This window comes from Streptomyces sp. DT224, from assembly GCF_049844595.1.
Lineage (GTDB): Bacteria > Actinomycetota > Actinomycetes > Streptomycetales > Streptomycetaceae > Streptomyces.
Genome location: NZ_JBNCLI010000006.1, coordinates 41,293 through 63,379, shown reverse-complemented (window position 1 = coordinate 63,379; position 22,087 = coordinate 41,293). Strand labels below are relative to the sequence as shown.

22 protein-coding genes are annotated in these 22,087 nt (G+C 72.0%); 13 read left to right on the top strand and 9 right to left on the bottom strand.

Annotated features, from left to right (window positions below):
* Positions 1 to 3 precede the first annotated feature (3 nt).
* Positions 4 to 849: a MurR/RpiR family transcriptional regulator gene (locus ACLQ2N_RS15895; protein WP_425813340.1), complete on the top strand. Its 846-nt coding sequence runs from the start codon at positions 4 to 6 to the stop codon at positions 847 to 849.
* A 53-nt stretch (positions 850 to 902) separates the two neighbouring features.
* On the opposite strand, the gene ACLQ2N_RS15890 is transcribed toward ACLQ2N_RS15895, so the two are convergent.
* The 4 genes from ACLQ2N_RS15890 to ACLQ2N_RS15875 all read right to left on the bottom strand — a co-directional run bounded on the left by ACLQ2N_RS15890 (position 903) and on the right by ACLQ2N_RS15875 (position 3,048).
* Positions 903 to 1,277, bottom strand: a complete 375-nt coding sequence (locus ACLQ2N_RS15890) for a hypothetical protein (RefSeq protein WP_425813338.1) — start codon at positions 1,275 to 1,277, stop codon at positions 903 to 905.
* 81 nt (positions 1,278 to 1,358) lie between these two features.
* Entirely contained in the window at positions 1,359 to 1,814 is a 456-nt protein-coding gene (locus tag ACLQ2N_RS15885) for a roadblock/LC7 domain-containing protein (protein ID WP_425813336.1), read from the bottom strand.
* A 38-nt stretch (positions 1,815 to 1,852) separates the two neighbouring features.
* Positions 1,853 to 2,644 carry a transcriptional regulator gene (locus tag ACLQ2N_RS15880; RefSeq protein WP_425813334.1) on the bottom strand — a complete coding sequence of 264 codons (792 nt, stop codon included), beginning with the start codon at positions 2,642 to 2,644 and terminating at the stop codon, positions 1,853 to 1,855.
* Complete coding sequence (locus tag ACLQ2N_RS15875) at positions 2,641 to 3,048, bottom strand: hypothetical protein (protein ID WP_425813332.1); 408 nt, start codon at positions 3,046 to 3,048, stop codon at positions 2,641 to 2,643. Before ACLQ2N_RS15875 ends, ACLQ2N_RS15880 begins: the two co-directional genes overlap by 4 nt.
* 233 nt (positions 3,049 to 3,281) lie before the next feature.
* Between ACLQ2N_RS15875 and hutU the strand changes: the two genes are divergently transcribed.
* The 4 genes from hutU (at position 3,282) to hutI (ending at position 8,795) form a co-directional block, all read left to right on the top strand.
* The gene (gene hutU, locus ACLQ2N_RS15870) at positions 3,282 to 4,940 is read left to right on the top strand and encodes a urocanate hydratase (protein WP_425813330.1); all 1,659 of its coding nucleotides are present in this window, start codon (positions 3,282 to 3,284) and stop codon (positions 4,938 to 4,940) included.
* A 26-nt stretch (positions 4,941 to 4,966) separates the two neighbouring features.
* Positions 4,967 to 6,178, top strand: coding sequence for an allantoate amidohydrolase (locus tag ACLQ2N_RS15865; RefSeq protein WP_425814197.1), 1,212 nt, complete (start codon positions 4,967 to 4,969; stop codon positions 6,176 to 6,178).
* Positions 6,169 to 7,554 (top strand): formimidoylglutamate deiminase, encoded by a 1,386-nt coding sequence (locus ACLQ2N_RS15860; protein WP_425813328.1) that lies wholly within the window; start codon positions 6,169 to 6,171, stop codon positions 7,552 to 7,554. The genes ACLQ2N_RS15865 and ACLQ2N_RS15860 overlap by 10 nt, the downstream gene beginning before the upstream one ends.
* A 68-nt stretch (positions 7,555 to 7,622) precedes the next feature.
* Positions 7,623 to 8,795, top strand: coding sequence for an imidazolonepropionase (hutI, locus tag ACLQ2N_RS15855; RefSeq protein WP_425813326.1), 1,173 nt, complete (start codon positions 7,623 to 7,625; stop codon positions 8,793 to 8,795).
* A gap of 104 nt (positions 8,796 to 8,899) precedes the next feature.
* Here hutI and ACLQ2N_RS15850 read toward each other — a convergent pair whose 3' ends face one another.
* Positions 8,900 to 9,796 carry an RNA polymerase sigma factor SigF gene (locus tag ACLQ2N_RS15850; protein WP_425813324.1) on the bottom strand — a complete coding sequence of 299 codons (897 nt, stop codon included), beginning with the start codon at positions 9,794 to 9,796 and terminating at the stop codon, positions 8,900 to 8,902.
* A gap of 287 nt (positions 9,797 to 10,083) precedes the next feature.
* Between ACLQ2N_RS15850 and ACLQ2N_RS15845 the strand changes: the two genes are divergently transcribed.
* Both ACLQ2N_RS15845 and ACLQ2N_RS15840 read left to right on the top strand, forming a co-directional pair.
* A complete protein-coding gene (locus ACLQ2N_RS15845; RefSeq protein ID WP_425813322.1) occupies positions 10,084 to 10,452 on the top strand; it encodes an STAS domain-containing protein in 369 nt (122 codons plus the stop codon).
* 256 nt (positions 10,453 to 10,708) lie between these two features.
* Entirely contained in the window at positions 10,709 to 11,218 is a 510-nt protein-coding gene (locus tag ACLQ2N_RS15840; RefSeq protein WP_425813320.1) for an ATP-binding protein, read from the top strand.
* A 96-nt stretch (positions 11,219 to 11,314) separates the two neighbouring features.
* Here the strand turns inward: ACLQ2N_RS15840 and ACLQ2N_RS15835 are convergent, their stop codons facing one another.
* Positions 11,315 to 12,811, bottom strand: a complete 1,497-nt coding sequence (locus ACLQ2N_RS15835; protein WP_425813318.1) for a peptide MFS transporter — start codon at positions 12,809 to 12,811, stop codon at positions 11,315 to 11,317.
* Positions 12,812 to 13,241: 430 nt separating this feature from the next.
* Between ACLQ2N_RS15835 and ACLQ2N_RS15830 the strand changes: the two genes are divergently transcribed.
* Both ACLQ2N_RS15830 and ACLQ2N_RS15825 read left to right on the top strand, forming a co-directional pair.
* A complete protein-coding gene (locus tag ACLQ2N_RS15830) occupies positions 13,242 to 13,919 on the top strand; it encodes a response regulator transcription factor (protein WP_018104033.1) in 678 nt (225 codons plus the stop codon).
* A 97-nt stretch (positions 13,920 to 14,016) separates the two neighbouring features.
* Positions 14,017 to 15,282: an ATP-binding protein gene (locus ACLQ2N_RS15825; RefSeq protein ID WP_425813315.1), complete on the top strand. Its 1,266-nt coding sequence runs from the start codon at positions 14,017 to 14,019 to the stop codon at positions 15,280 to 15,282.
* Between the two features lie 8 nt (positions 15,283 to 15,290).
* Here the strand turns inward: ACLQ2N_RS15825 and ACLQ2N_RS15820 are convergent, their stop codons facing one another.
* Complete coding sequence (locus ACLQ2N_RS15820) at positions 15,291 to 15,815, bottom strand: GtrA family protein (RefSeq protein ID WP_425813313.1); 525 nt, start codon at positions 15,813 to 15,815, stop codon at positions 15,291 to 15,293.
* A gap of 177 nt (positions 15,816 to 15,992) precedes the next feature.
* On the opposite strand from ACLQ2N_RS15820, the gene ACLQ2N_RS15815 reads away from it, so the two are divergent.
* Genes ACLQ2N_RS15815 through ACLQ2N_RS15805 form a run of 3 tightly spaced genes read left to right on the top strand, consistent with a single transcriptional unit; the run spans position 15,993 to position 18,861 of the window.
* Entirely contained in the window at positions 15,993 to 17,123 is a 1,131-nt protein-coding gene (locus tag ACLQ2N_RS15815) for a 5-(carboxyamino)imidazole ribonucleotide synthase (protein ID WP_425814195.1), read from the top strand.
* A complete protein-coding gene (purE, locus tag ACLQ2N_RS15810) occupies positions 17,120 to 17,659 on the top strand; it encodes a 5-(carboxyamino)imidazole ribonucleotide mutase (protein ID WP_425813311.1) in 540 nt (179 codons plus the stop codon). The genes ACLQ2N_RS15815 and purE overlap by 4 nt, the downstream gene beginning before the upstream one ends.
* 5 nt (positions 17,660 to 17,664) lie before the next feature.
* A complete protein-coding gene (locus tag ACLQ2N_RS15805; RefSeq protein WP_425813309.1) occupies positions 17,665 to 18,861 on the top strand; it encodes a dipeptidase in 1,197 nt (398 codons plus the stop codon).
* Positions 18,862 to 18,879: 18 nt separating this feature from the next.
* Here the strand turns inward: ACLQ2N_RS15805 and ACLQ2N_RS15800 are convergent, their stop codons facing one another.
* Positions 18,880 to 19,239: a VOC family protein gene (locus ACLQ2N_RS15800; RefSeq protein WP_425813307.1), complete on the bottom strand. Its 360-nt coding sequence runs from the start codon at positions 19,237 to 19,239 to the stop codon at positions 18,880 to 18,882.
* A gap of 62 nt (positions 19,240 to 19,301) precedes the next feature.
* Positions 19,302 to 20,645 carry a UDP-glucose dehydrogenase family protein gene (locus ACLQ2N_RS15795; RefSeq protein WP_425813305.1) on the bottom strand — a complete coding sequence of 448 codons (1,344 nt, stop codon included), beginning with the start codon at positions 20,643 to 20,645 and terminating at the stop codon, positions 19,302 to 19,304.
* Between the two features lie 175 nt (positions 20,646 to 20,820).
* Between ACLQ2N_RS15795 and ACLQ2N_RS15790 the strand changes: the two genes are divergently transcribed.
* A complete protein-coding gene (locus ACLQ2N_RS15790; RefSeq protein ID WP_391265576.1) occupies positions 20,821 to 21,978 on the top strand; it encodes an acyl-CoA dehydrogenase family protein in 1,158 nt (385 codons plus the stop codon).
* Positions 21,979 to 22,087: the final 109 nt, after the last annotated feature.

Sequence of the window (22,087 nt, the reverse complement as noted above, 5' to 3'; positions counted from 1 at the left end):
AGGATGAGCGGGAGCAGCCCGGCCGCGCGGTTGCAGGAGCTGTTCGAAGGGCGCCGGCTCACGCCCACGCAGCGGCGCATCGCGCACTCGATGGTGCGCAGGGCCAAAGACGCCCCGTTCCTCTCCAGCGTCGAGCTGGCCGAGCTGGCCGGGGTCAGCCAGCCCTCCGTCACCCGGTTCGCCGTCGCGCTCGGCTTCGACGGCTACCCCGCCCTGCGCAAGCACCTGCGCGAGGTCGCCCCGGCCGGGGCGGAGGCGGACGAGGGCGAGGAGACGTACAACGAGTACCAGCAGGCGGTGCTCGGGGAGATCGAGAACCTGCGTCACCTGGCCGAACTCCTCGCCGACCCGGGGCCCGTCGAGCGAGCGGGCCGGCTGCTCGCCGCGTCCCGGCCGCTGCCGGTGCTGGGGCTGCGCGCGGCGTCCTCGCAGGCGCGCGGGTTCGGGTACTTCGCGGCGAAGGTGCACCCGGACGTGCGAGTGCTCGACGAGGGCGGCAGCATGCTGCACGACCGGATCGACGCCGCCCGGCGGGCCGGGGCGACGGCGCTGATCTGCTTCGCCCTGCCCCGCCACCCGCGCGAGGTGGTGGACGCCCTCGCGTACGCGCGCGGCCGGGGGCTCACCGTGGTGTCGGTGGCCGACTCCGCGTTCGCGCCGGTGGCCCGCCACAGCGATCTGCTCATCCCGGCCGCCGTCGGCACCGGCCTCGCCTTCGACACCGCCTGCGCCCCGATGCTGCTGGGCCGGGTCCTCCTGGAGGCGATGTGCGACGCCCTGCCCGATGCCCAGGCCCGCCTGGAGGAGTTCGACGCGGGGGCGGCGGTGCGGGGGCTGTTCGTGGAGTAGCGCGCGGGGCGGGGCCGGCTCCCCGGTCCCGCCCCGGCGGCGGAGCCGCTCGCTCAGACCTCCAGGTCCGCCTCGATCTTCTTCAGCTGGTGGCGGGCCATCGCCAGGTTCGCGCGGCCGGAGTCGAGGACCAGGTAGAGGAACAGGCCGTTGTTCCCCCGGGTCTTGAGGAGCCGGATCAGGTGGTACTGGGTGCCCAGGGTGATCAGGATGTCCTCGATCTCGTCCTTGATGCCCAGGTGCTCCATGGTGCGGAGCTTGGCGCGTACGACGTCGGTGTTGCCGGCCGCCGCGACCTCCAGGTTGAAGTCCTTGCCGCCGCCGAGGGTGCCCAGCGCCATGCCGCTCGTGTAGTCGACGAGGGCGACACCGGTGGTGCCCTCGATGGACGACATCGCTTCCTTCAGTGACGCTTCGGTGTTCGCCATGAGTGGTGCTCCCTTTCTCTGACCGGCCACTGCGGCCGGTTCCGTTGCGTGGTGCGGGTGGTGCGAGAGACGTCAGTGGGCTCAGGTCGGGCGTTGCGGGAGGGCGCCCGGCTGCTGCGGGGCGCGCGGCGCGGGGGCCGGCTGCGGGGCCCGGGCCAGGGCGCGGTCGATCAGTTCGCCAATGCGGGTGCCGGCCCGGCGGCCCTCCAGATGGAGGCGGCCGACGTTGATCCGGTCCTCGGCGAGCAGGGTCAGGACGGCCTGGGACCCTGCCGCGTACGTCGCGATGTAGCCCGCCTCGCCGCGCACGAGGAGCTCGCGGAAGCCGTTGCGCCCGGTCGCCTCGGTCATCCGGATCGCGACGCCGAGCGCGGCGGCGGTGAGCGCGGCGACCCCCTCGGCCTCGACGCCAGGGGTGTCGTGCGCCAGGACGAGCCCGTCGGTGCTCGCCGCCAGGGCGCCGGAGAGGAGCGGGACCCGTGCCCGTAACCGCTGGAGCTCGGCGAGGACGTCCTGTGCTTCGGCTTCGGGCACCATCAGCTGTCTCCTTCCGGCACGCTGTCTGAGCGCGCGTATCACAGGGCCTCCAATGCGTCTCGGAGCCGGCGCAGCAGGGCGACGTCGGGGTCGGCCGTGACCTCGGGAAACGCGATCCGGCCCGGGTCCGGTGCGCCCGGGGCCGCCGCCGGGACCGGCTCGACCAGACCGGCCGCCGCGAGCCGCCGCAGGTCGACCAGGACGTGGAACGCGGACCTGCCGAGCTCCTGCGCGATGCCGGTGGCCGTACGCACCCCGTCCACGCGTTCCAGCACGCGGCGCCGTCCCACCGGCACGGGGGTGTCGGACGGCCGGCCCGTCCGGGCCAGCGGGGCCGTGTCCACCGCGGCGTCCGGCCAGATCCGGTCCAGCAGCTCGCGGCGCCGCAGGGTCTCGCGCTGCACCGCGTCCACCGGGACCGGCCGCACGGGGCCGATCCAGTGTGCGACCCCGTACCGGAAGCGCGCGGGCGTCCGGGTCGGCGCGAGGGCGAAGAACGCCGCGTCGTACAGGGCCCCCAGGTGGCACAGCTCCAGCGCGCCGCCCGGCACCCGGCCGCTGTCCACGAGATGCCGGCCGACCCGCTGCCCGGCCCCCGCCTCGGCCACCGCGTCCCACCAGCCCTCGCGGCGCAGCGCACCGCCCCGGGTCAGCAGGACGTCGATCCCGGGCGTCGCGGGGGACTCGGCGTGGACGACCTTGCCGTCGGCGAGGTACAGCGTGCCCCGGTCGCGCATCAGGGCACCGGTGGCCCGTTCGGCGGCGAGGCGCTGGAGCATCGGGGAGAGCACGGGGGCGGCGGTCTCGTCCGCGAGGGCGGTGGCGGTCATGCGAGGACCAGCCGCTCGGCGATCTCACCGAGGCGTATCCGGGCGAGCGCGAGGTTGCCCTCGGCGCGGTCCAGCCACAGGTGGAAGAAGACGCTGCTGTCGAAGTCCGTCTCCACGAACCGGAGGATGTGGTACCCGGCGCGGGTGGTGACGATGACGTCCTCGACCGGGGGAGCGCTTCCGGCCGCTCCCGCCGCCGGCTCCGGCGACCCGAGGGCGAAGGCGGGCTGTTCGGCCGCCATCCGCGCCACCTCCGCCGTCTCCGCCGCGGTGGCCTCGTGGTCGCCGTTGGGCGAGTCGCCGACCGTGCCGAGGGCGAGACCGCTCGTCCAGTCGACAACGGCGGCGCCCCTGGCACCGGGCAGTCTCATGACGTCGAGCAGGCACTCGTCGATTCCGGGCACGCGGATTCCCCTCCGACACGGCGTTCGGCTGTGAGCCAGAGGTTACGCATCGTGCTCTCTCCTGGTGGAGGTTCTGGCATTTTCCATCGGTACATGCGGGTGGTTGGTGGAGAATGCCCCGCCACGCGCGGCTTCTGACGTGCGGCGAGCCCCTGCGGCCCCGCCTGTTGACTGGGCGTATTCAGCCGCTCAAGATGTGAATAGAAAAATCACAGTCGCGAGGAGGCACCGCCATGTCAGGACCCCGCCCCGTACGGGCGCCGCGCGGTACGGAACTGACCGCCCTGGGATGGCAGCAGGAAGCCGCCCTGCGGATGCTCCAGAACAACCTCGACCCCGAGGTCGCCGAGCACCCCGACAAGCTCGTCGTCTACGGCGGCACCGGCAAGGCGGCCCGCGACTGGCGCTCCTTCGACGCGATGGTCCGCACGCTGCGCACGCTCAAGCAGGACGAGACGATGCTCGTCCAGTCCGGGCGGCCGGTCGGCGTCATGCAGACGCACGAGTGGGCGCCGCGCGTCCTGATCGCCAACTCCAACCTGGTCGGCGACTGGGCGAACTGGGAGGAGTTCCGCCGCCTGGAGGCGCTCGGGCTCACCATGTACGGCCAGATGACCGCCGGTTCCTGGATCTACATCGGCACCCAGGGCATCCTCCAGGGCACCTACGAGACCTTCGCGGCCGTCGCCGCGAAGAAGTTCGGCGGGACGCTGGCCGGCACCATCACCCTGACCGCCGGACTCGGCGGCATGGGCGGCGCCCAGCCGCTCGCCGTGACCATGAACGACGGTGTCGCGATCTGCGTCGACTGCGACCCGCGCGCCATCGAGCGCCGCATCGAGCACCGCTACCTGGACGTGAAGGCGGACTCCCCGGAGCACGCGCTCCAGCTCGCCGTCGAGGCCCGGGACGCCCGCCGCCCGCTCTCCATCGGCCTCCTGGGCAACGCGGCGGAGCTGCTGCCCCGGATGCTCGCCGAGGGCGCCCCCATCGACATCGTCACCGACCAGACCAGCGCGCACGACCCGCTGGCCTACCTGCCGGTCGGCGTCGACTTCGACGACATGGCCTCGTACGCGGCCGAGAAGCCCGCCGACTTCACCAGCCGGGCCCGGGAGTCGATGGCCCGGCACGTCGAGGCGATGGTCGGCTTCATGGACGCCGGCGCGGAGGTCTTCGACTACGGCAACTCCATCCGGGGCGAGGCGCAGCTCGCCGGGTACGCGCGCGCCTTCGACTTCCCCGGCTTCGTCCCCGCGTACATCCGGCCGCTGTTCTGCGAGGGGAAGGGCCCGTTCCGCTGGGCGGCCCTGTCCGGCGAGGCGTCCGACATCCACAAGACGGACAGGGCGCTGCTCGAACTCTTCCCGGAGAACGAGTCCCTGCACCGCTGGATCAGGATGGCCGGCGAGCGCGTCCACTTCCAGGGCCTGCCCGCCCGCATCTGCTGGCTCGGCTACGGCGAACGCGACCGGGCCGGCGAGCGCTTCAACGACATGGTGGCGAGCGGCGAACTCGCGGCTCCGCTGGCGATCGGGCGCGACCACCTGGACTGCGGGTCCGTGGCCTCCCCGTACCGCGAGACCGAGGCCATGCTCGACGGCTCCGACGCGATCGCGGACTGGCCGCTGCTGAACGCCATGGTCAACGTGGCGTCGGGTGCCTCCTGGGTCTCCCTGCACCACGGCGGCGGCGTCGGCATGGGCCGGTCCATCCACGCGGGGCAGGTGACCGTCGCGGACGGCACGGAGCTGGCCGGCGAGAAGATCCGGCGGGTGCTGACGAACGACCCGGGCATGGGCGTGATCCGGCATGCGGACGCGGGCTACGACATCGCGGAGTCGGTGGCGCAGGACAAGGGCGTGCGCGTGCCGATGCGGGAGGACGCGTGACGCGCTCGCAGCCCGGCTTCCAGACCATGTGGGCCGAGCTGGCCCCCATCGGGCGGCACGCCGCGAGCGGGGGATACCGGCGGTACGCCTGGACCGGGGCCGACTCCGAGTGCCGGGCGTGGTTCCGGGCGCAGGCCGGGGCGCGGGGGCTGACGGTCGAGACCGACCGGAACGGCAACCAGTGGGCCTGGCTCGGGGACCCGCTCGCCGGGGACGCCGTCGTCACCGGCTCGCACCTCGACTCGGTGCCCGACGGAGGCGCCTTCGACGGGCCGCTCGGCATCGTCTCCTCGTTCGCCGCACTGGACGAACTCCGCAGCAGGGGCGTGGAGTTCACCAAGCCGCTGGCCATCGCCAACTTCGGCGACGAGGAGGGCGCCCGGTTCGGCCTCGCCTGCGTCGGCTCCCGCCTCGCCGCCGGGCAGCTGACCGTCGAGGCCGCGCACCGGCTGCGCGACGCGGACGGCGTCACCCTCCCGCAGGCCATGGCCGCCGCCGGGCACGACCCCGACGCCATCGGCCCCGACCCCGAACGGCTCGCCCGGATCGGCGCCTTCGTGGAGCTCCACGTGGAGCAGGGCCGCGCCCTCGACCTCACCGGCGACCCCGTCGGCATCGCCTCCGCGATCTGGCCGCACGGGCGCTGGCGCTTCGACTTCCGGGGCGAGGCCAACCACGCGGGCACCACCCGGCTGGCCGACCGCCGGGACCCGATGCTCACGTACGCCGAGACCGTCGTCGCCGCCCGGCGGGAGGCGGAACTCGCGGGCGCCCTCGCCACCTTCGGCAAGGTCGCCGTCGAACCCAACGGGGTCAACGCGATCCCCTCCCTCGTGCGCGGCTGGCTCGACTCCCGCGCCGCCGACCAGGACACCCTGGACACGGTCGTCGCCGCCGTCGAGCGCGCCGCCCGGGAGCACGCGCGGCGGGCCGGTATCGACCTCGACGTCGTCCGCGAGTCGTTCACGCCCGTGGTCGAGTTCCGGCACGCCCTGCGCGACGAGCTGGCCACCCTGCTCAAGGGCTCCGCCCACGGCACCGGGCGCCCGGTCCCCGTGCTCGGCACCGGCGCCGGGCACGACGCGGGTATTTTGTCCGCTTCGGTCCCGACCGCCATGCTGTTCGTACGGAACCCGACCGGGATCTCGCACTCGCCGGCCGAACACGCCGCCGAGGACGACTGCGCGGCCGGGGTCACCGCACTCGCCGACGTACTGGAAGGTCTCGCGTGCCGCTGACGACGGAGGCGACGGGCACACCCGTCACCGAGACGTACTGGCTCTCCCACGCCTGGCTCGGCACCCATGTCGAGCCGGACGTCGCCCTGGAGGTGTCCGACGGGCGGATCACCCGCGTACGCACCGGAGTGGACGCCGCGCCGCCCGGCGCCACCGCGCTGCGCGGGCTCACCCTGCCCGGCCTGGCCAACACCCACTCGCACGCCTTCCACCGCGCCCTGCGCTCCACCGTCCAGGTCGGCTCGGGCACCTTTTGGACCTGGCGCGAGACCATGTACCAGGTGGCGTCCCGGCTCACGCCCGACACCTACTACGCGCTCGCCCGCGCCGTGTACGCGGAGATGGCGCTCGCTGGCATCACCGCGGTCGGCGAATTCCACTACCTGCACCACGCGCCCGGCGGCACGCCCTACGACAACCCGAACGCCATGGGTGAGGCCCTGATCGCGGCCGCCCGCGCGGCCGGCATCCGGATCACCCTGCTCGACACCGCCTACCTCTCCGCCGGATTCGGCTCCGGGCCCGACGACTACCGGCAGCCCGACCGGCACCAGGCACGCTTCAGCGACGGGACCGCCGACGCCTGGGCCGAACGCGCCGCCCTCCTCAAGGGCGACGACCACACGGTCATCGGCGCCGCCGTCCACTCCGTGCGGGCGGTCCCGGCCGGGCAGCTGTCCACCGTCGCCCGCTGGGCCGAGGAGCGGCAGGCCCCCCTGCACGTCCACCTCTCCGAACAGACCGCCGAGAACGACGCCTGCCTCGCCGCCCACGGACGCACGCCGGCCCGGCTCCTGGCCGACCACGGCGTCCTCGGACTCCGCACCACCGGCGTCCACAACACCCACCTCACCGACGAGGACATCGCCCTCATCGGCTCGACGGGCACCGGCACCTGCATGTGCCCGACCACCGAACGGGACCTCGCCGACGGCATCGGCCCCGCGGCCGCCCTCCAGCACGCCGGCTCCCCGCTCTCGCTCGGCAGCGACAGCCACGCGGTGATCGACCTCTTCGAGGAGGCCCGCGCGATGGAGCTCGACGAGCGCCTGCGCACCCGCAGGCGCGGCCACTGGACGGCCGCCGCCCTGCTGCGGGCCGCCTCCGCCGACGGCCACGCCGCGCTCGGCCGCCCCGGAGCGGGCGTCCTCGAACCGGGCGCCCCCGCCGACCTGGTGACCGTCGCGCTCGACTCCGTCAGGACAGCGGGACCGGTGCCACGCCTGGCAGCGGAGACCGCCGTATTCGCCGCCTCCGCCGCGGACGTCCGCCACACGGTGGTGGCGGGGCGTCACCTCGTACGCGACGGGCGGCACACGCTGGTGGACGACGTCCCCCAGGCGCTCGCGCAGGCCATCGGCGCCCTGCGTCCCTGAGCAGCAGCGCGGCGACCTTCCCCGGCTCCCACCGCCCCGGCTCCCACCGCAAGGAGAGCAGTCCCCCGATGACGACGACCGCCATCACCCACATCTCCGCACTGGTCACCAACGACCCCTCCCTCGGCGACGAGTCCCCCCTCGGACTGATCCGGGACGCGGCCGTCGTCATCGAGGGCGACCGCGTCGTCTGGACCGGTGCATCCAGCAAAGCACCCGCCACTGACAACGCCGTCGACGCGGGCGGCCGGGCCGTGCTCCCCGGCTTCGTGGACTCGCACTCCCATCTGGTCTTCGCGGGCGACCGCACCCAGGAGTTCAACGCCCGGATGTCCGGCCGCCCCTACAGCGCGGGCGGCATCCGCACCACCGTCGCCGCCACCCGCGCCGCCACGGACGAACAGCTCTCCGCCAACGTCGCCCGCTACCTCGCCGAGGCGCTGCGCCAGGGCACCACCACCTTCGAGACCAAGTCCGGCTACGGCCTCACCGTCGAGGACGAGGCCCGTGCCCTGCGCGTCGCCGCCCGCCACACCGACGAGGTCACCTTCCTCGGCGCCCACATCGTCTCCCCGGACTACGCCGACGACCCGGCCGGATACGTGGACCTGGTCACCGGGCCGATGCTCGACGCCTGCGCCCCGTATGCCCGCTGGATCGACGTCTTCTGCGAGCGCGGCGCCTTCGACGGCGACCAGGCGCGGGCGGTCCTCACCGCGGGCCGCGCCCGGGGTCTGCACCCCCGGGTCCACGCCAACCAGCTCGGCCACGGCCCCGGCGTCCAGCTCGCCGTGGAGCTCGACGCCGCCTCCGCCGACCACTGCACCCACCTCACCGACGCGGACGTCGACGCGCTCGCCCAGTCGGACACCGTCGCGACGCTGCTGCCCGGCGCCGAGTTCTCCACCCGCGCCGCCTGGCCGGACGCCCGCCGGCTGCTCGACGCGGGCGCCACCGTCGCCCTGTCCACGGACTGCAACCCCGGCTCCTCGTTCACCTCGTCCCTGCCGTTCTGCATCGCCCTCGCCGTGCGCGACATGGGCATGACGCCGGACGAGGCCCTCTGGTCCGCCACGGCGGGCGGTGCGGCGGCCCTGCGGCGCGACGACATCGGCCGCCTCGCCCCGGGCGCCCGCGCCGACCTGGTGATCCTGGACGCGCCCAGCCACGTCCACCTCGCGTACCGGCCGGGCGTGCCGCTGGTCCAGGAGGTGTGGCGCGCCGGCGCACGCGTGGCCTGAGCTCCGGACGGGCCCGGGAAAGCCGGAAGGACCTGCCCCGCCCGGGGAGGTCCTTCCGTCTTCCGCGCGCACACGCAGCGACTGCTTCGCGGCGCGGAACGGTCTCACTCGTCCAGCGTCAGGCCCTTGCGGAGCTTGACCAGGGTGCGCGAGAGCAGTCTCGACACGTGCATCTGGGAGATGCCCAGCTCCTCCCCGATCTCCGACTGCGTCATGTTGGCGACGAACCGGAGCGAGAGGATCCTGCGGTCGCGGCCCGGCAGCGAGGCGATGAGCGGCTTCAGGGACTCGACGTACTCGATGCCCTCCAGCCCGTGGTCCTCGTAGCCGATCCGGTCGGCCAGCGCGCCCTCGTGCTCGTCCTCCTCGGGCTTGGCGTCGAGCGAACTCGCGGTGTACGCGTTGCTCGCGGCCATGCCCTCCACGACCTCGTCGCGGGTGAGGCCGAGGCGGTCGGCGAGCTCGCCCACGGTGGGCGCCCGGTCGAGCTGCTGGGCGAGCTCGTCGCCCGCCTTGGCCAGGTCGAGACGCAGCTCCTGCAGGCGGCGCGGGACGCGCACGGACCAGCTGGTGTCGCGGAAGAAACGCTTGATCTCGCCGACGATGGTCGGCATCGCGAAGGTGGGGAACTCGACGCCCCGGCTGAGCTCGAAGCGGTCGATCGCCTTGATCAGGCCGATCGTGCCGACCTGGACGATGTCCTCCATCGGCTCGCTGCGGGAGCGGAAGCGGGAGGCGGCGAACTTGACCAGGGCCAGGTTCAGCTCGACGAGGGTGTTGCGTACGTAGGAGTACTCCGGCGTGCCCTCTTCGAGGGTCTCCAGCCGGGTGAAGAGCGTCTTCGACAGGGCCCTGGCGTCCAGCGCCCCCACCTCGGTGTAGGGCGGGATCTCGGGAAGTCCCTCAAGTCCGTCGAGTGCTTCGGTGGGTGATTCGGTCAGTCCCTGAGGACATGCCGACGGCGCGTTGTGGGTACGCGCTACGTCGAGCCGGGGTGACATGGGGTCTCCTCCATCGTTCTCGGCATATGGCTGCCGATGCCCATACGTGTTCCTGCGGTGAAGCGGCGCCTCCGAAGCCGGTCGTGCTTTTTGGGGTCCCTCTACCCTTACCCGCTCGCCATGACTCGGTACAACCTCCAATTGCCCGCGTATGTCCGGTTTGTTGAGGTCTCTGGCTACCGCGTGGGCGAGGGAACGCGTACTGTTCCAAGAACATCAGTGACAGCTGTGCACGCATCCGCAGGTGCGGTGATGCGGACAGTGACGAGCGGTGAAGAGGGACGGGCATGGACCGCGGGACGGTCGGCAGTGCGAACCGGGGTCGGCTTCAGGTCGAGGCCCGGACCGAGGGGCGCAGCGAGGTGGTGACGCCCGTGGGTGAGCTCGATCACCACACGGCGGATCTGCTGCGCGAGCCGCTGGAGAGCGCGGTCGAACAGGGGCGTGCGCGCCTGGTGGTCGACTGCTCGCGACTCGACTTCTGTGATTCCACCGGGCTGAACGTGCTGCTCGGTGCCCGCCTCAAGGCGGAGGCAGCCGGGGGAGGGGTTCATTTGGCCGCGATGCAGCCCGTGGTGGCACGGGTCTTCGAGATCACGGGGGCCGAGGCGGTATTCACCGTCCACGCCTCGCTCGCCGACGCCCTGGAGACCTGACCGGGCCGCACTCCGGCGCGCCCGGCCGCCTCGCCCGTCGCGAGGGTTACGCGATCCGCGTAGCGGTAAGGGGTGTCGTCGCGGTTCGGCCGGGCAGGAGATCTTCCGGCGAGCCCGGGCGGCCTGGCCCTCCGTGCCTGTGCGGTTCCTGTATCAGTGTCCGTACCGGTATTCGTATCTGTATGTGCAGTCGTATCTGTTCAATGGTTCGTGTCTGTCCAATGGCGACATGGTGAATCGGTGAGGTGAAGCGCTGATGAGCACCACCCGGCAGCATCCGCCGGGCGACCTCGGCCGCGAGCCGGAGGGCGCGGGCGTTTCCTCCGCCGAGCCCGTCCGGCCGGCCGAGGCCGCCGAGCGGCAGTGGCGCACGCTGTCGTTGCGGGAGGCCACCGGCATCGTGCCGACGGCCCGTGATTTCGCCCGCCAGGCGCTCCACGACTGGGGCTGGCTCCCCGCGGCCGGCGCCGACCGCCGCGCCGCCGCGGAGGACGTCCTGCTGGTCGTCTCCGAGCTGGTCACCAACGCGTGCCTGCACGCGGGCGGCCCCGACGAGCTCCGGATCGCCCGCAGCGCCAAGGCGCTCCGCATCGAGGTCGCCGACGGCGGTGCGGGCCAGCCCTCGCCGCGCACGCCGCACCGGGCCGGCCGCCCCGGCGGCCACGGCATGTTCATCGTGCAGCGGCTCTGCCTGGACTGGGGAGTCGTACGGGTGCCGGGCGAGCCCGGCAAGACCGTGTGGGCCGAGCTGGCCGCCCCGGCGTAGCGGCACTCTCCAGGCGCACGGAAGGGGCCCCGCACCGACGAATCGCGACGAATCGGTGCGGGGCCCCTTCCCCGTTCTCCCGTACGGGATACGGGATCAGTGCACGTCGCCCATGTGCTGGGAGACCTTCTTGCGGTACATCCAGATGCCCACACCGGCGATGACCGCGAGGACCGCCTCGAAGGCGACCGCTGCCGTGGTGTCCAGGTCGACCCCGATCGCCGGGGCCGTCAGCAGACCGGTCAGGGAGTCACCCGCGGTGACCGCGAGGAACCACACGCCCATCATCTGCGAGCTGTACTTCGCCGGAGCCATCTTGGTGGTCACCGAGAGGCCGACCGGCGAGAGGCACAGCTCCGCGACGGTCTGGATGAAGTAGATCGCCACCAGCCACATCGGACTGACCCGGCCGCCGTTGGCGGCGGTGTCGATCAGCGGGATCAGGAAGACGACGAAGGAGATGCCGATCAGCACGAGGCTGGAGGCGAACTTGACGGCGGTGCTCGGCTCCTTGCCGCGCTTGTTCAGCCACAGCCAGCCCGAGGCGACCACGGGGGCGATCGCCATGATGAAGATCGGGTTCAGCGACTGGTACCAGGACGTCGGGAAGTCGAAGCCCAGCAGGTGGTTCGTGGTCGAGTTCTCGCCGAAGATCGACAGGGTCGAGCCGTTCTGGTCGTAGATCATCCAGAAGACGGCGGCGACCACGAAGAACCAGATGTAGCCCGACAGCTTGGACTGCTCGGTCGTGGTCAGCTCCTTGTCGCGCTTCATGCGCGCCAGGACCGCGACCGGGATGACCAGGCCGGCGATGCTCAGCGGCACCGTGGACCAGTCGGCGAAGTTGCCGGTGACGGCCATCAGGCCGTACAGGGCGGCCGCGACGATCAGCCAGATCAGGCCCTTGCGCAGGGCGGACCGCTTCTCCTGCTCGGTGGCGGGCGTCGAGACGACGTCGCTCTGCGGGCTCAGGTGGCGGGTGCCGAGCATGAACTGGGCGAGGCCCAAGGCCATGCCCACCGCCGCGAGCGCGAAGCCGAAGTGCCAGTTGACGTTCTCGCCGACGGTGCCGATGGTCAGCGGGGCGAGGAAGGCGCCGACGTTGATGCCGATGTAGAAGAGCGTGAAGCCACCGTCGCGGCGCGGGTCCTCCGGGCCGTCGTAGAGGTGGCCGACCATCGTGGAGATGTTCGCCTTCAGCAGCCCGGAACCGAGCGCCACGAGCACCAGGCCCGCGAAGAAGGTCACCGCGTTCGGCACGGCGAGCGTGATGTGGCCGAGGATGACGACGGCGCCGCCGATGGCGACCGTCCTGCGCGGCCCCCAGAAGCGGTCGGCCATCCAGCCGCCGGGCATGGCGAGCAGGTAGACCATCGCCATGTAGACCGAGTAGATCGCCGTGGCCGTGGTGGCGTTCATGTGCATGCCGCCGGGCGCGATCAGGTACAGCGGGAGCAGTGCCTTCATGCCGTAGAAGCTGTAGCGCTCCCACATCTCGGTCATGAAGAGCGTGGCCAGGCCCCGGGGGTGGCCGAAGAAGGTCTTCTCGCCACCAGCGGTGCTCGACGGGTCCTTCGTCAGGCTGGACGCCATGATCGATCCTTGTGTGCTCGGGACGCGGCGCCTCGACGAGACGAAGCGGGTACGCGCCCGGTGGGGGGAGGCCGGCACCGCCGCGGGTACGCCCTTCCGCGACGGGATCCACACCCGGAGCGCCTTCGTCGGCGGTCCGGGCCCGGCCCACAGGTCATTCACTGAAACTTCCGGGCCGGCGGGTACCGGCCCCGCACACAAAAGAGACCCTTGGCGCTCAGAGCTGCCCAAAGGTCCTTGAGTAGTGCAATAGGCGTTGAGACACCATACGACACGACAGAGCCCGATATGGAAGGACTTGAGAGATGGATCACAGGTCCAGGTGCAACCACACTCACATATTCGAAGGTCCTACCGGTAACGGCACCCAGTCCCGCAGGCCTCTCCCATCGCCTCCCGAGCTGTCCGCCGCGCGGACTACCATCAGTGCATGACCCGTGTACTGCTCGCCGAGGACGACGCATCCATCTCGGAGCCGCTGGCCCGCGCCCTGCGGCGGGAGGGTTACGAGGTCGAGGTGCGGGAAGACGGACCGACCGCGCTCGACGCCGGACTCCAGGGCGGCATCGACCTGGTCGTGCTCGACCTGGGACTGCCCGGGATGGACGGCCTCGAGGTCGCCCGCCGGCTGCGTGCCGAGGGTCACACCGTGCCGGTCCTCGTCCTGACCGCCCGCGCGGACGAGGTGGACACGGTCGTCGGACTCGACGCCGGCGCCGACGACTACGTCACCAAGCCCTTCCGCCTCGCCGAGCTCCTCGCCCGGGTCCGGGCCCTGCTGCGGCGCGGCGCCACCGAGCCCGCCCCCCAGCCCGCCACGCACGGTGTCCGCATCGACGTCGAATCGCACCGGGCCTGGATGGGCGAGGAGGAATTGCAGCTCACCGCGAAGGAGTTCGACCTCCTGCGGGTCCTCGTCCGGGACGCGGGCCGGGTCGTCACCCGCGACCAGCTGATGCGCGAGGTCTGGGACACCACGTGGTGGTCCTCCACCAAGACGCTCGACATGCACATCTCCTGGCTCCGCAAGAAGCTCGGCGACGACGCGGCCAACCCGCGCTACATCGCCACGGTCCGGGGCGTCGGCTTCCGCTTCGAGAAGAGCTGAGGGCCGGCCCGCGAAGATCCGCCGGACAGGCCCTGCGGCCTGTAGCGTCCCCGGTATCCGCCCGGCCGCCCGAGCCGGCTGACGTACAGAAGCAGGCATGCGCCGACGACTGATCAACTCGACCCTCGCCGTCGTGCTCGTGGTGATCGCCGTCTTCGGCGTCTCCCTCGTCATCGTCGAGACCCGCACCATCAGCAGCAGCGCCCAGGAGAGCGTCGACTCCGAGGCGCTGCGGCTGATCAGCGTCATCGAGAGCCGGCTCCTGGGCTCCGAGCGGATCAACCCCGGGGTGCTGGCCGAGCAGATCGACGACAAGCGCTACGCCCTCGTCAAGATGCCCGGCCGCGCCCCCATCGAGGTCGGCGAGCGCCCCGGCGGCAGAGTGATCACCGCCACGGAGACGGGCGAGCACGGTGAGAAGGTCACCGTCGAGGAGTCCCGCTCCGCCGTCACCCGCGAGGTCGGCCGCACGCTGATGATCATCGGCGCGGTGGCGCTGCTGGCCATCGTCTCCGCCGTCCTTCTCGCCGTACGCCAGGCGAACAAGCTCGCCTCGCCGCTCACCGACCTCGCGGAGACCGCCGAACGCCTGGGCTCCGGCGACCCCCGCCCGCGCCACAAGCGCTACGGGGTGCCGGAGCTGGACCGCGTCGCCGACGTCCTGGACTCCTCCGCCGAACGCATCGCCCGGATGCTGACCGCCGAACGCCGGCTCGCCGCGGACGCCTCCCACCAGCTGCGTACGCCGCTCACGGCGCTGTCCATGCGGATCGAGGAGATCTCGCTGACCGACGACCCGGACACCGTGAAGGAGGAGGCGCACATCGCCCTCGCCCAGGTCGAACGGCTCACGGACGTGGTGGAGCGGCTGCTGACCAACGCCCGGGACCCCCGGACCGGCTCGGCGGTCGTCTTCGACCTGGACGAGGTCGTGAAGCAGCAGATCGAGGAGTGGCGCCCGGCCTACCGGGGCGAGGGGCGCGCCATCGTCTGCTCCGGCAAGCACGGGCTGAGCGCCGTCGGCACCCCCGGCGCGGTCGCCCAGGTCCTGGCCGCACTGATCGAGAACTCCCTGATGCACGGCGGCGGTACGGTCGCGCTGCGCACGAGGGTCACCGGCAACCAGGCGGTCATCGAGGTCACGGACGAGGGCCCCGGCGTCCCGGCGGACCTGGGCGCCCGGATCTTCGAGCGCACCATCAGCGGCCGCAACTCCACGGGCATCGGCCTGGCGGTCGCCCGCGACCTCGCCGAGGCGGACGGCGGCCGCCTGGAACTCCTCCAGCAGCAGCCCCCGGTCTTCGCCCTGTTCCTGAGCCGCATGGCCCAGAACAGAACGGAACCGGAACGCCCGGTCCGGTAACGGAGACGCTACCGGCGCGCCGGATCCGCCTCGACCCGCACGGGCGGCGCTGGCACGGTGGTCACGAGGGCCTCTTTGTCGGCAACCACCTCCGAAGGTGCGGGGAGCGTCTTGAAGACCCACGTCCGGTACGACCAGAAACGGAACAGCGTCGCGACGCCGATCCCGACGATCTTGAAGACGTTGCTCTGGACCGGGGTGTCCCAGCCGAACCCGTACGTCGCCACGTACAGCACGCCGGTCTCGATCACCGCGCCGACCGCGCTGAACAGCAGGAACAGGGTCAGCTCACGGGTGCGGCCGGTCTTGTCGCGGTCGCGGTACGTCCAGTAGCGGAAGCCCACGTAGTTGAAGAGGATCGCGACGAACGTGGCGAGCAGCCCGGCCCGCACGGTGGGGAGGTCCGTGTAGCGCCACAGCAGGTTGGACACGGCGATGTTGACGACCAGGCCGACCGCCCCGACCACGCCGAACTTGGCGATCTCCCGGGCCAGCAACTCCAGCCGGGCCCGCAGTGCGCCTCGCTCGCTCATGTGATCGCTCAGTCCGTCCGTAGGTCCCGCTCCGTGTTCCGTCAACCCGGCCATGCTAACCAGGACGCCCGCCGGACGCCCGTGCGTACCGTGACGCGTGTGGCGGGCCCGCCCCCGCCCACGGGCGCGGGCGGGCGGTGCGGATACCCTGGGAGCGTGACGTTCCCGGTAGTCGGCATGGTCGGTGGCGGTCAGCTCGCCCGTATGACCCACGAGGCGGGCATCCCCCTCGGCATCAAGTTCAAGCTCCTCAGCGACACCGCTCAGGACTCCGCGGCCCAGGTGGCGGGCGAGGTCGTCGTCGGCGACTATCGCGACCTGGAGACGCTGAGGGCCTTCGCGCGCGGCTGTGACGTGATCACCTTCGATCACGAGCACGTGCCCACCGAGCATCTGCGGGCCCTGGAGGCGGACGGCATCCCCGTGCGCCCCGGCCCCGACGCTCTGGTGCACGCCCAGGACAAGGGGGTGATGCGCGCGAAGCTCACCGAGATCGGCGCGCCCTGCCCCCGCCACCGCATCGTGAAGGACCCGGCCGACGCCGTGGCCTTCGCCGAGGAGGCGGGAGGTTTCCCGGTCATCCTCAAGACCGTGCGCGGCGGCTACGACGGCAAGGGCGTGTGGGTGGTCCGCTCCGAGGCGGACGCGGCCGAGCCGTTCCGGGCCGGTGTCCCGGTGCTCGCCGAGGAGAAGGTCGACTTCGTACGGGAACTGGCGGCCAACATCGTCCGCTCGCCGCACGGCCAGGCCGTCGCCTACCCGGTCGTCGAATCCGTCCAGGTCGACGGCGTCTGCGACACGGTGATCGCCCCGGCCCCCGAGCTGGACGAGGCGCTGGCGGGCGAGGCCCAGCAGCTCGCGCTGCGCATCGCCTCCGAGCTGGGCGTCGTCGGGCACCTCGCAGTCGAGCTGTTCGAGACCCGTGGACCCGACGGGAAGCCCGGCATCCTGGTCAACGAGCTGGCGATGCGCCCGCACAACTCCGGGCACTGGACCATGGACGGCGCGATCACCTCGCAGTTCGCCAACCACGTCCGGGCGGTGCTCGACCTCCCCCTCGGCGACCCGCGCCCCCGCGCCCCCTGGACGGTCATGTGCAACGTCCTCGGCGGCGACTACCCGGACATGTACCAGGGCTACTTGCACTGCATGGCGCGCGACCCGCAGCTCAAGATCCACATGTACGGCAAGGACGTGAAGCCCGGCCGCAAGGTCGGACACGTCAACACCTACGGCGACGATCTGGCGGACGTGCGCGAGCGCGCCCGGCACGCGGCCGACTACCTGCGAGGAACGATCACCGAATGACTTCCCCCGCCTCCGCCGCACCGGCCGTCGGCATCGTCATGGGCTCGGACTCCGACTGGCCCGTCATGGAAGCGGCGGCCAAGGCCCTGGACGAGTTCGAGATCCCGTACGAGGTCGACGTCGTCTCCGCCCACCGCATGCCCCGCGAGATGATCGCGTACGGCGAGAACGCGGCGGGCCGCGGCCTCAAGGCGATCATCGCGGGCGCGGGCGGGGCCGCCCACCTGCCCGGCATGCTCGCCTCGGTCACCCCGCTGCCGGTCATCGGCGTGCCGGTCCCGCTGAAGTACCTGGACGGCATGGACAGCCTGATGTCCATCGTCCAGATGCCCGCCGGCATCCCCGTCGCCACGGTCTCCATCGCCGGCGCGCGCAACGCCGGCCTGCTGGCCGTCCGCGTCCTGGCCGCGGCCGACCCCGAGCTCCAGGGCCGGATGACGGAGTTCCTGGGCGACCTCAACGACCAGGCGACCGAGAAGGGCAAGCGGCTGCGCCAGAAGGCGGCGGGCGCGGAGTCCTTCGGCTTCGGGAAGTAGGCACCATGACGGACCGACTGGACCGGGCCCGGGAACTCCTCGCCGAGTACCCGGTGGTGGACGGCCACAACGACCTGCCGTGGGCGCTGCGCGAGCAGGCCGGCTACGACCTGGCCGTACGCGACATCGCCACCGACCAGTCGGCCCACCTGCACACCGACATCCCCCGGCTCCGCGCCGGGGGCGTCGGCGCCCAGTTCTGGTCCGTCTACGTGCGCTCCGACCTCGCGGGCGACGCCGCCGTCAGCGCGACCCTGGAGCAGATCGACGTCGTCGCCGAGCTGCTCGACCGCTACCCGGCCGACCTCCGCCGCGCCCTGACCGCCGACGACATGGAGGCAGCCCGCGCCGAGGGCCGGATCGCCTCCTTGATGGGTGCCGAGGGCGGCCACTCCATCGCCGGCTCACTGGGCACCCTGCGCGGCCTGCACGCCCTGGGCGTCCGCTACATGACGCTCACCCACAACGACAACATCGCCTGGGCGGACTCCGCGACCGACGAGCCCGGTGTCGGCGGACTCTCGCCGTTCGGCCACGAGGTCGTCCGCGAGATGAACCGCACCGGCATGCTGGTCGACCTCTCGCACGTCGCGGCGACGACCATGCGGGACGCGCTCTCCACCTCCGTCGCGCCGGTGATGTTCTCGCACTCCTCCGCGCGCGCCGTCTGCGACCACCCGCGCAACATCCCCGACGACGTCCTCGCCCAGCTCCCCGCCAACGGCGGCATCGCCATGGCCACCTTCGTGCCGAAGTTCGTCCTGCCCGAGGCCGTCGCCTGGACCCAGGCGGCCGACGAGAACCTGCGCGCGCACGGGCTGCACCACCTGGACACCACCGAGCGGGCGATGAAGCTGCACGCCGCGTTCGAGGCGGCCAACCCGCGCCCGGCCGCGACCGTGGCCACCATCGCCGACCACCTCGACCACATGCGCGAGGTCGCGGGCGTCGACCACATCGGCATCGGCGGCGACTACGACGGCACCGCGTTCCTCCCGCAGGGCCTGGAGAGCGTCGCCGGCTACCCGAACCTGATCGCGGAGCTGCTGCGCCGGGGCTGGTCCGCCGCCGACCTGGCCAAGCTCACCTGGCAGAACGCCGTACGGGTGCTGCGCGCCGCCGAGGACGTGGCGCGGGACCTGCGCACCCGGCGCGGCCCGTCGCACGCCACGATCGAGGAGCTGGACGCCCCGGCGGCCTGAGCCGGCGGGGCGTCTTCCTCAGGAGGCGCAGAGACAGAACGGGTGCCCCGCCGGGTCGGCGTACACCCGGAAGGTGCGCTCCCGGTCGTCCGCCTCCAGCACCGTCGCACCCAGCGCCAGCACCTCACGCTCCGCCGCGTCCAGATCGGCCACCCTCAGGTCCAGGTGGAACTGCTGCGAGGCGTCCGGCCTCGGCCACTTCGGCGGTACGAAGCCGGGGGCGGCCTGAAAGGCGAGCGGGGCGCCCGCGCCTCCGGTGAGCTCCACCCAGTCCTCCTGCTGCTCGACCTCTCCGCCGATCAGCGCGGCGTAGAAGTGCGCCAGGGCGACGGGGTCGGGACAGTCCAGGACGACGGAACCCACTGCGGCCAGAGCCATGATGCTTCCTCCTCGGGTGGACTACGGACAGACGGTTACCGGTATACCGCGTCCCGGGGGAGTCAGGCTGTCGGCCGGCCCATCGCCCGGTAGGTCCAGCCGGCCTCACGCCAGGCGACCGGGTCCAGCGCGTTGCGCCCGTCGAGGATGATCCGGTGGCCCGCGACCGCGCCCAGCGCCTCCGCGTCCAGCTCCCGGAACTCGCGCCACTCCGTCAGGTGCAGTACGACGTCCGCGCCGCGCACCGCGTCGAGCGCGCTCTCCGCGTAACCGAGGGTGGGGAAGACGCGGCGGGCGTTCTCCATGCCCTTCGGGTCGAAGACGGTGACCTGGCCGCCCTGGAGGTGGATCTGGCCGGCCACGTTGAGCGCGGGCGAGTCGCGTACGTCGTCCGAGTCGGGCTTGAACGTGGCGCCCAGTACGGCGACCCGCTTGCCGAGGAAGGAGCCGCCGCCCACGGCCTCCCGGGCCAGCTCGACCATGTGGCCCCGGCGGCGCATGTTGATCGAGTCGACCTCGCGCAGGAACGTCAGCGCCTGGTCGGCGCCCAGCTCGCCGGCGCGGGCCATGAAGGCGCGGATGTCCTTGGGCAGGCAGCCGCCGCCGAAGCCGATGCCGGCCCGCAGGAACTTCTTCCCGATGCGCTCGTCGTGGCCGATGGCCTCGGCCAGCTTCGCCACATCGCCGTCGGCGGCCTCGCAGACCTCGGCCATGGCGTTGATGAACGAGATCTTGGTGGCCAGGAAGGAGTTGGCGGCCGTCTTCACCAGTTCGGCGGTCGGGTAGTCCGTCACGACGAACGGGGAGCCCTCCGCGACCGGGACGGCGTAGACCTCGCGCAGCACCTTCTCGGCCCGCTCGCTCGTCACCCCGACGACGATCCGGTCCGGGTGCAGCGTGTCGTCCACCGCGAAGCCCTCGCGCAGGAACTCCGGGTTCCACGCCAGCTCGGCGTCGGCGCCCACGGGGGCCAGCTCCGCGAGGCGGGCGGCGAGGCGGGCGGCGGAGCCGACGGGCACGGTGGACTTGCCGACGACGAGCACGGGCCGGGTCAGCAGCGGGGCCAGCGAGTCGAAGGCGCTCTCGACGTACGTCATGTCGCAGGCGTACTCGCCGTGCTTCTGCGGGGTGTTGGTGCAGACGAAGTGCACATCGCCGAACTCGGCGACCTCCTCCCAGGAGGTGGTGAACCGCAGCCGCCCGGTGGAGCCCTCGATGCCCGCGACGTGCCGCTGGAGCATCTCCTCGAGACCCGGCTCGTACATCGGGACCCGGCCGGCGGACAGCATCTCGATCTTCTCGGGCACGACGTCGAGGCCCAGGACCTCGAAGCCGAGCTCCGCCATGGCCGCGGCGTGCGTGGCGCCCAGATAGCCGGTGCCGATCACGGTGATCCTGAGGGCCATGAAGTGCTCCTGTGAGGTGCGGGCGGAGATGCGGTGAACGAGCATAGTCCCGCCCGTGGGACCTCCCTTTTCCGGCTGTCGCGCAGCTCACGGCCCGAGCGCGTATGCCGGGGGAGGGTCGAACACCTAAAATTGGGTTACTTAACGGTAGTTAGCACCCTGGGGAGTGAGCGTCTTGGCGGGTTCGACCGATTTCGACCTGTACCGTCCGGCTGAGGAGCACGACATGCTCCGTGAGACGGTGCGTGCGCTCGCCGAGGCGAAGATCGCCCCGTTCGCGGCCGCGGTCGACGAGGAGGCCCGCTTCCCGCAGGAGGCGCTGGACGCCCTCACCGCCGCCGACCTGCACGCGGTCCACGTACCCGAGGAGTACGGCGGCGCCGGCGCCGACGCGCTCGCCACGGTCATCGTGATCGAGGAGGTGGCCCGCGCCTGCGTGTCCTCCTCCCTGATCCCGGCCGTCAACAAGCTCGGCTCGCTCCCGGTCGTCCTGTCCGGCTCCGAGGCCCTGAAGAAGAAGTACCTGGGCCCGCTGGCCAAGGGCGACGGCATGTTCTCGTACTGCCTCTCCGAGCCGGACGCGGGCTCCGACGCCGCCGGCATGAAGACCCGCGCCGTGCGCGACGGCGACTTCTGGGTCCTCAACGGCGTGAAGCGCTGGATCACCAACGCGGGCGTCTCCGAGTACTACACGGTCATGGCCGTCACGGACCCGGAGAAGCGGTCCAAGGGCATCTCGGCCTTCGTCGTGGAGAAGTCCGACGAGGGCGTCTCCTTCGGCGCCCCCGAGAAGAAGCTCGGCATCAAGGGTTCCCCGACCCGCGAGGTCTACTTCGACAACGTCCGCATCCCCGCCGACCGCATGATCGGCGAGGAGGGCACCGGCTTCGCCACCGCCATGAAGACCCTGGACCACACCCGCATCACCATCGCGGCCCAGGCCCTCGGCGTCGCCCAGGGCGCCCTGGACTACGCCAAGGGGTACGTCCAGGAGCGCAAGCAGTTCGGCAAGCCGATCGCGGACTTCCAGGGCGTCCAGTTCATGCTCGCCGACATGGCCATGAAGCTGGAGGCCGCCCGGCAGCTCACGTACTCGGCCGCCGCCAAGTCCGAGCGGGTCGACGCCGATCTCACGTTCTTCGGCGCCGCCGCCAAGTGCTTCGCGTCCGACGTCGCGATGGAGATCACCACGGACGCGGTCCAGCTCCTCGGCGGCTACGGCTACACGCGGGACTACCCGGTGGAGCGGATGATGCGGGACGCCAAGATCACGCAGATCTACGAGGGCACGAACCAGGTCCAGCGCATCGTGATGGCGCGGAACCTGCCGTAGCAAGGCCCCGGCACAGCCCCCGGCCGCGATGCCGGGGGCTGTCGCGTGCGTGCGTTGATCAACACCGCGTGGGCCGTTGCTAGGCTGCGGGCGTTGGCCGGTGCATCAC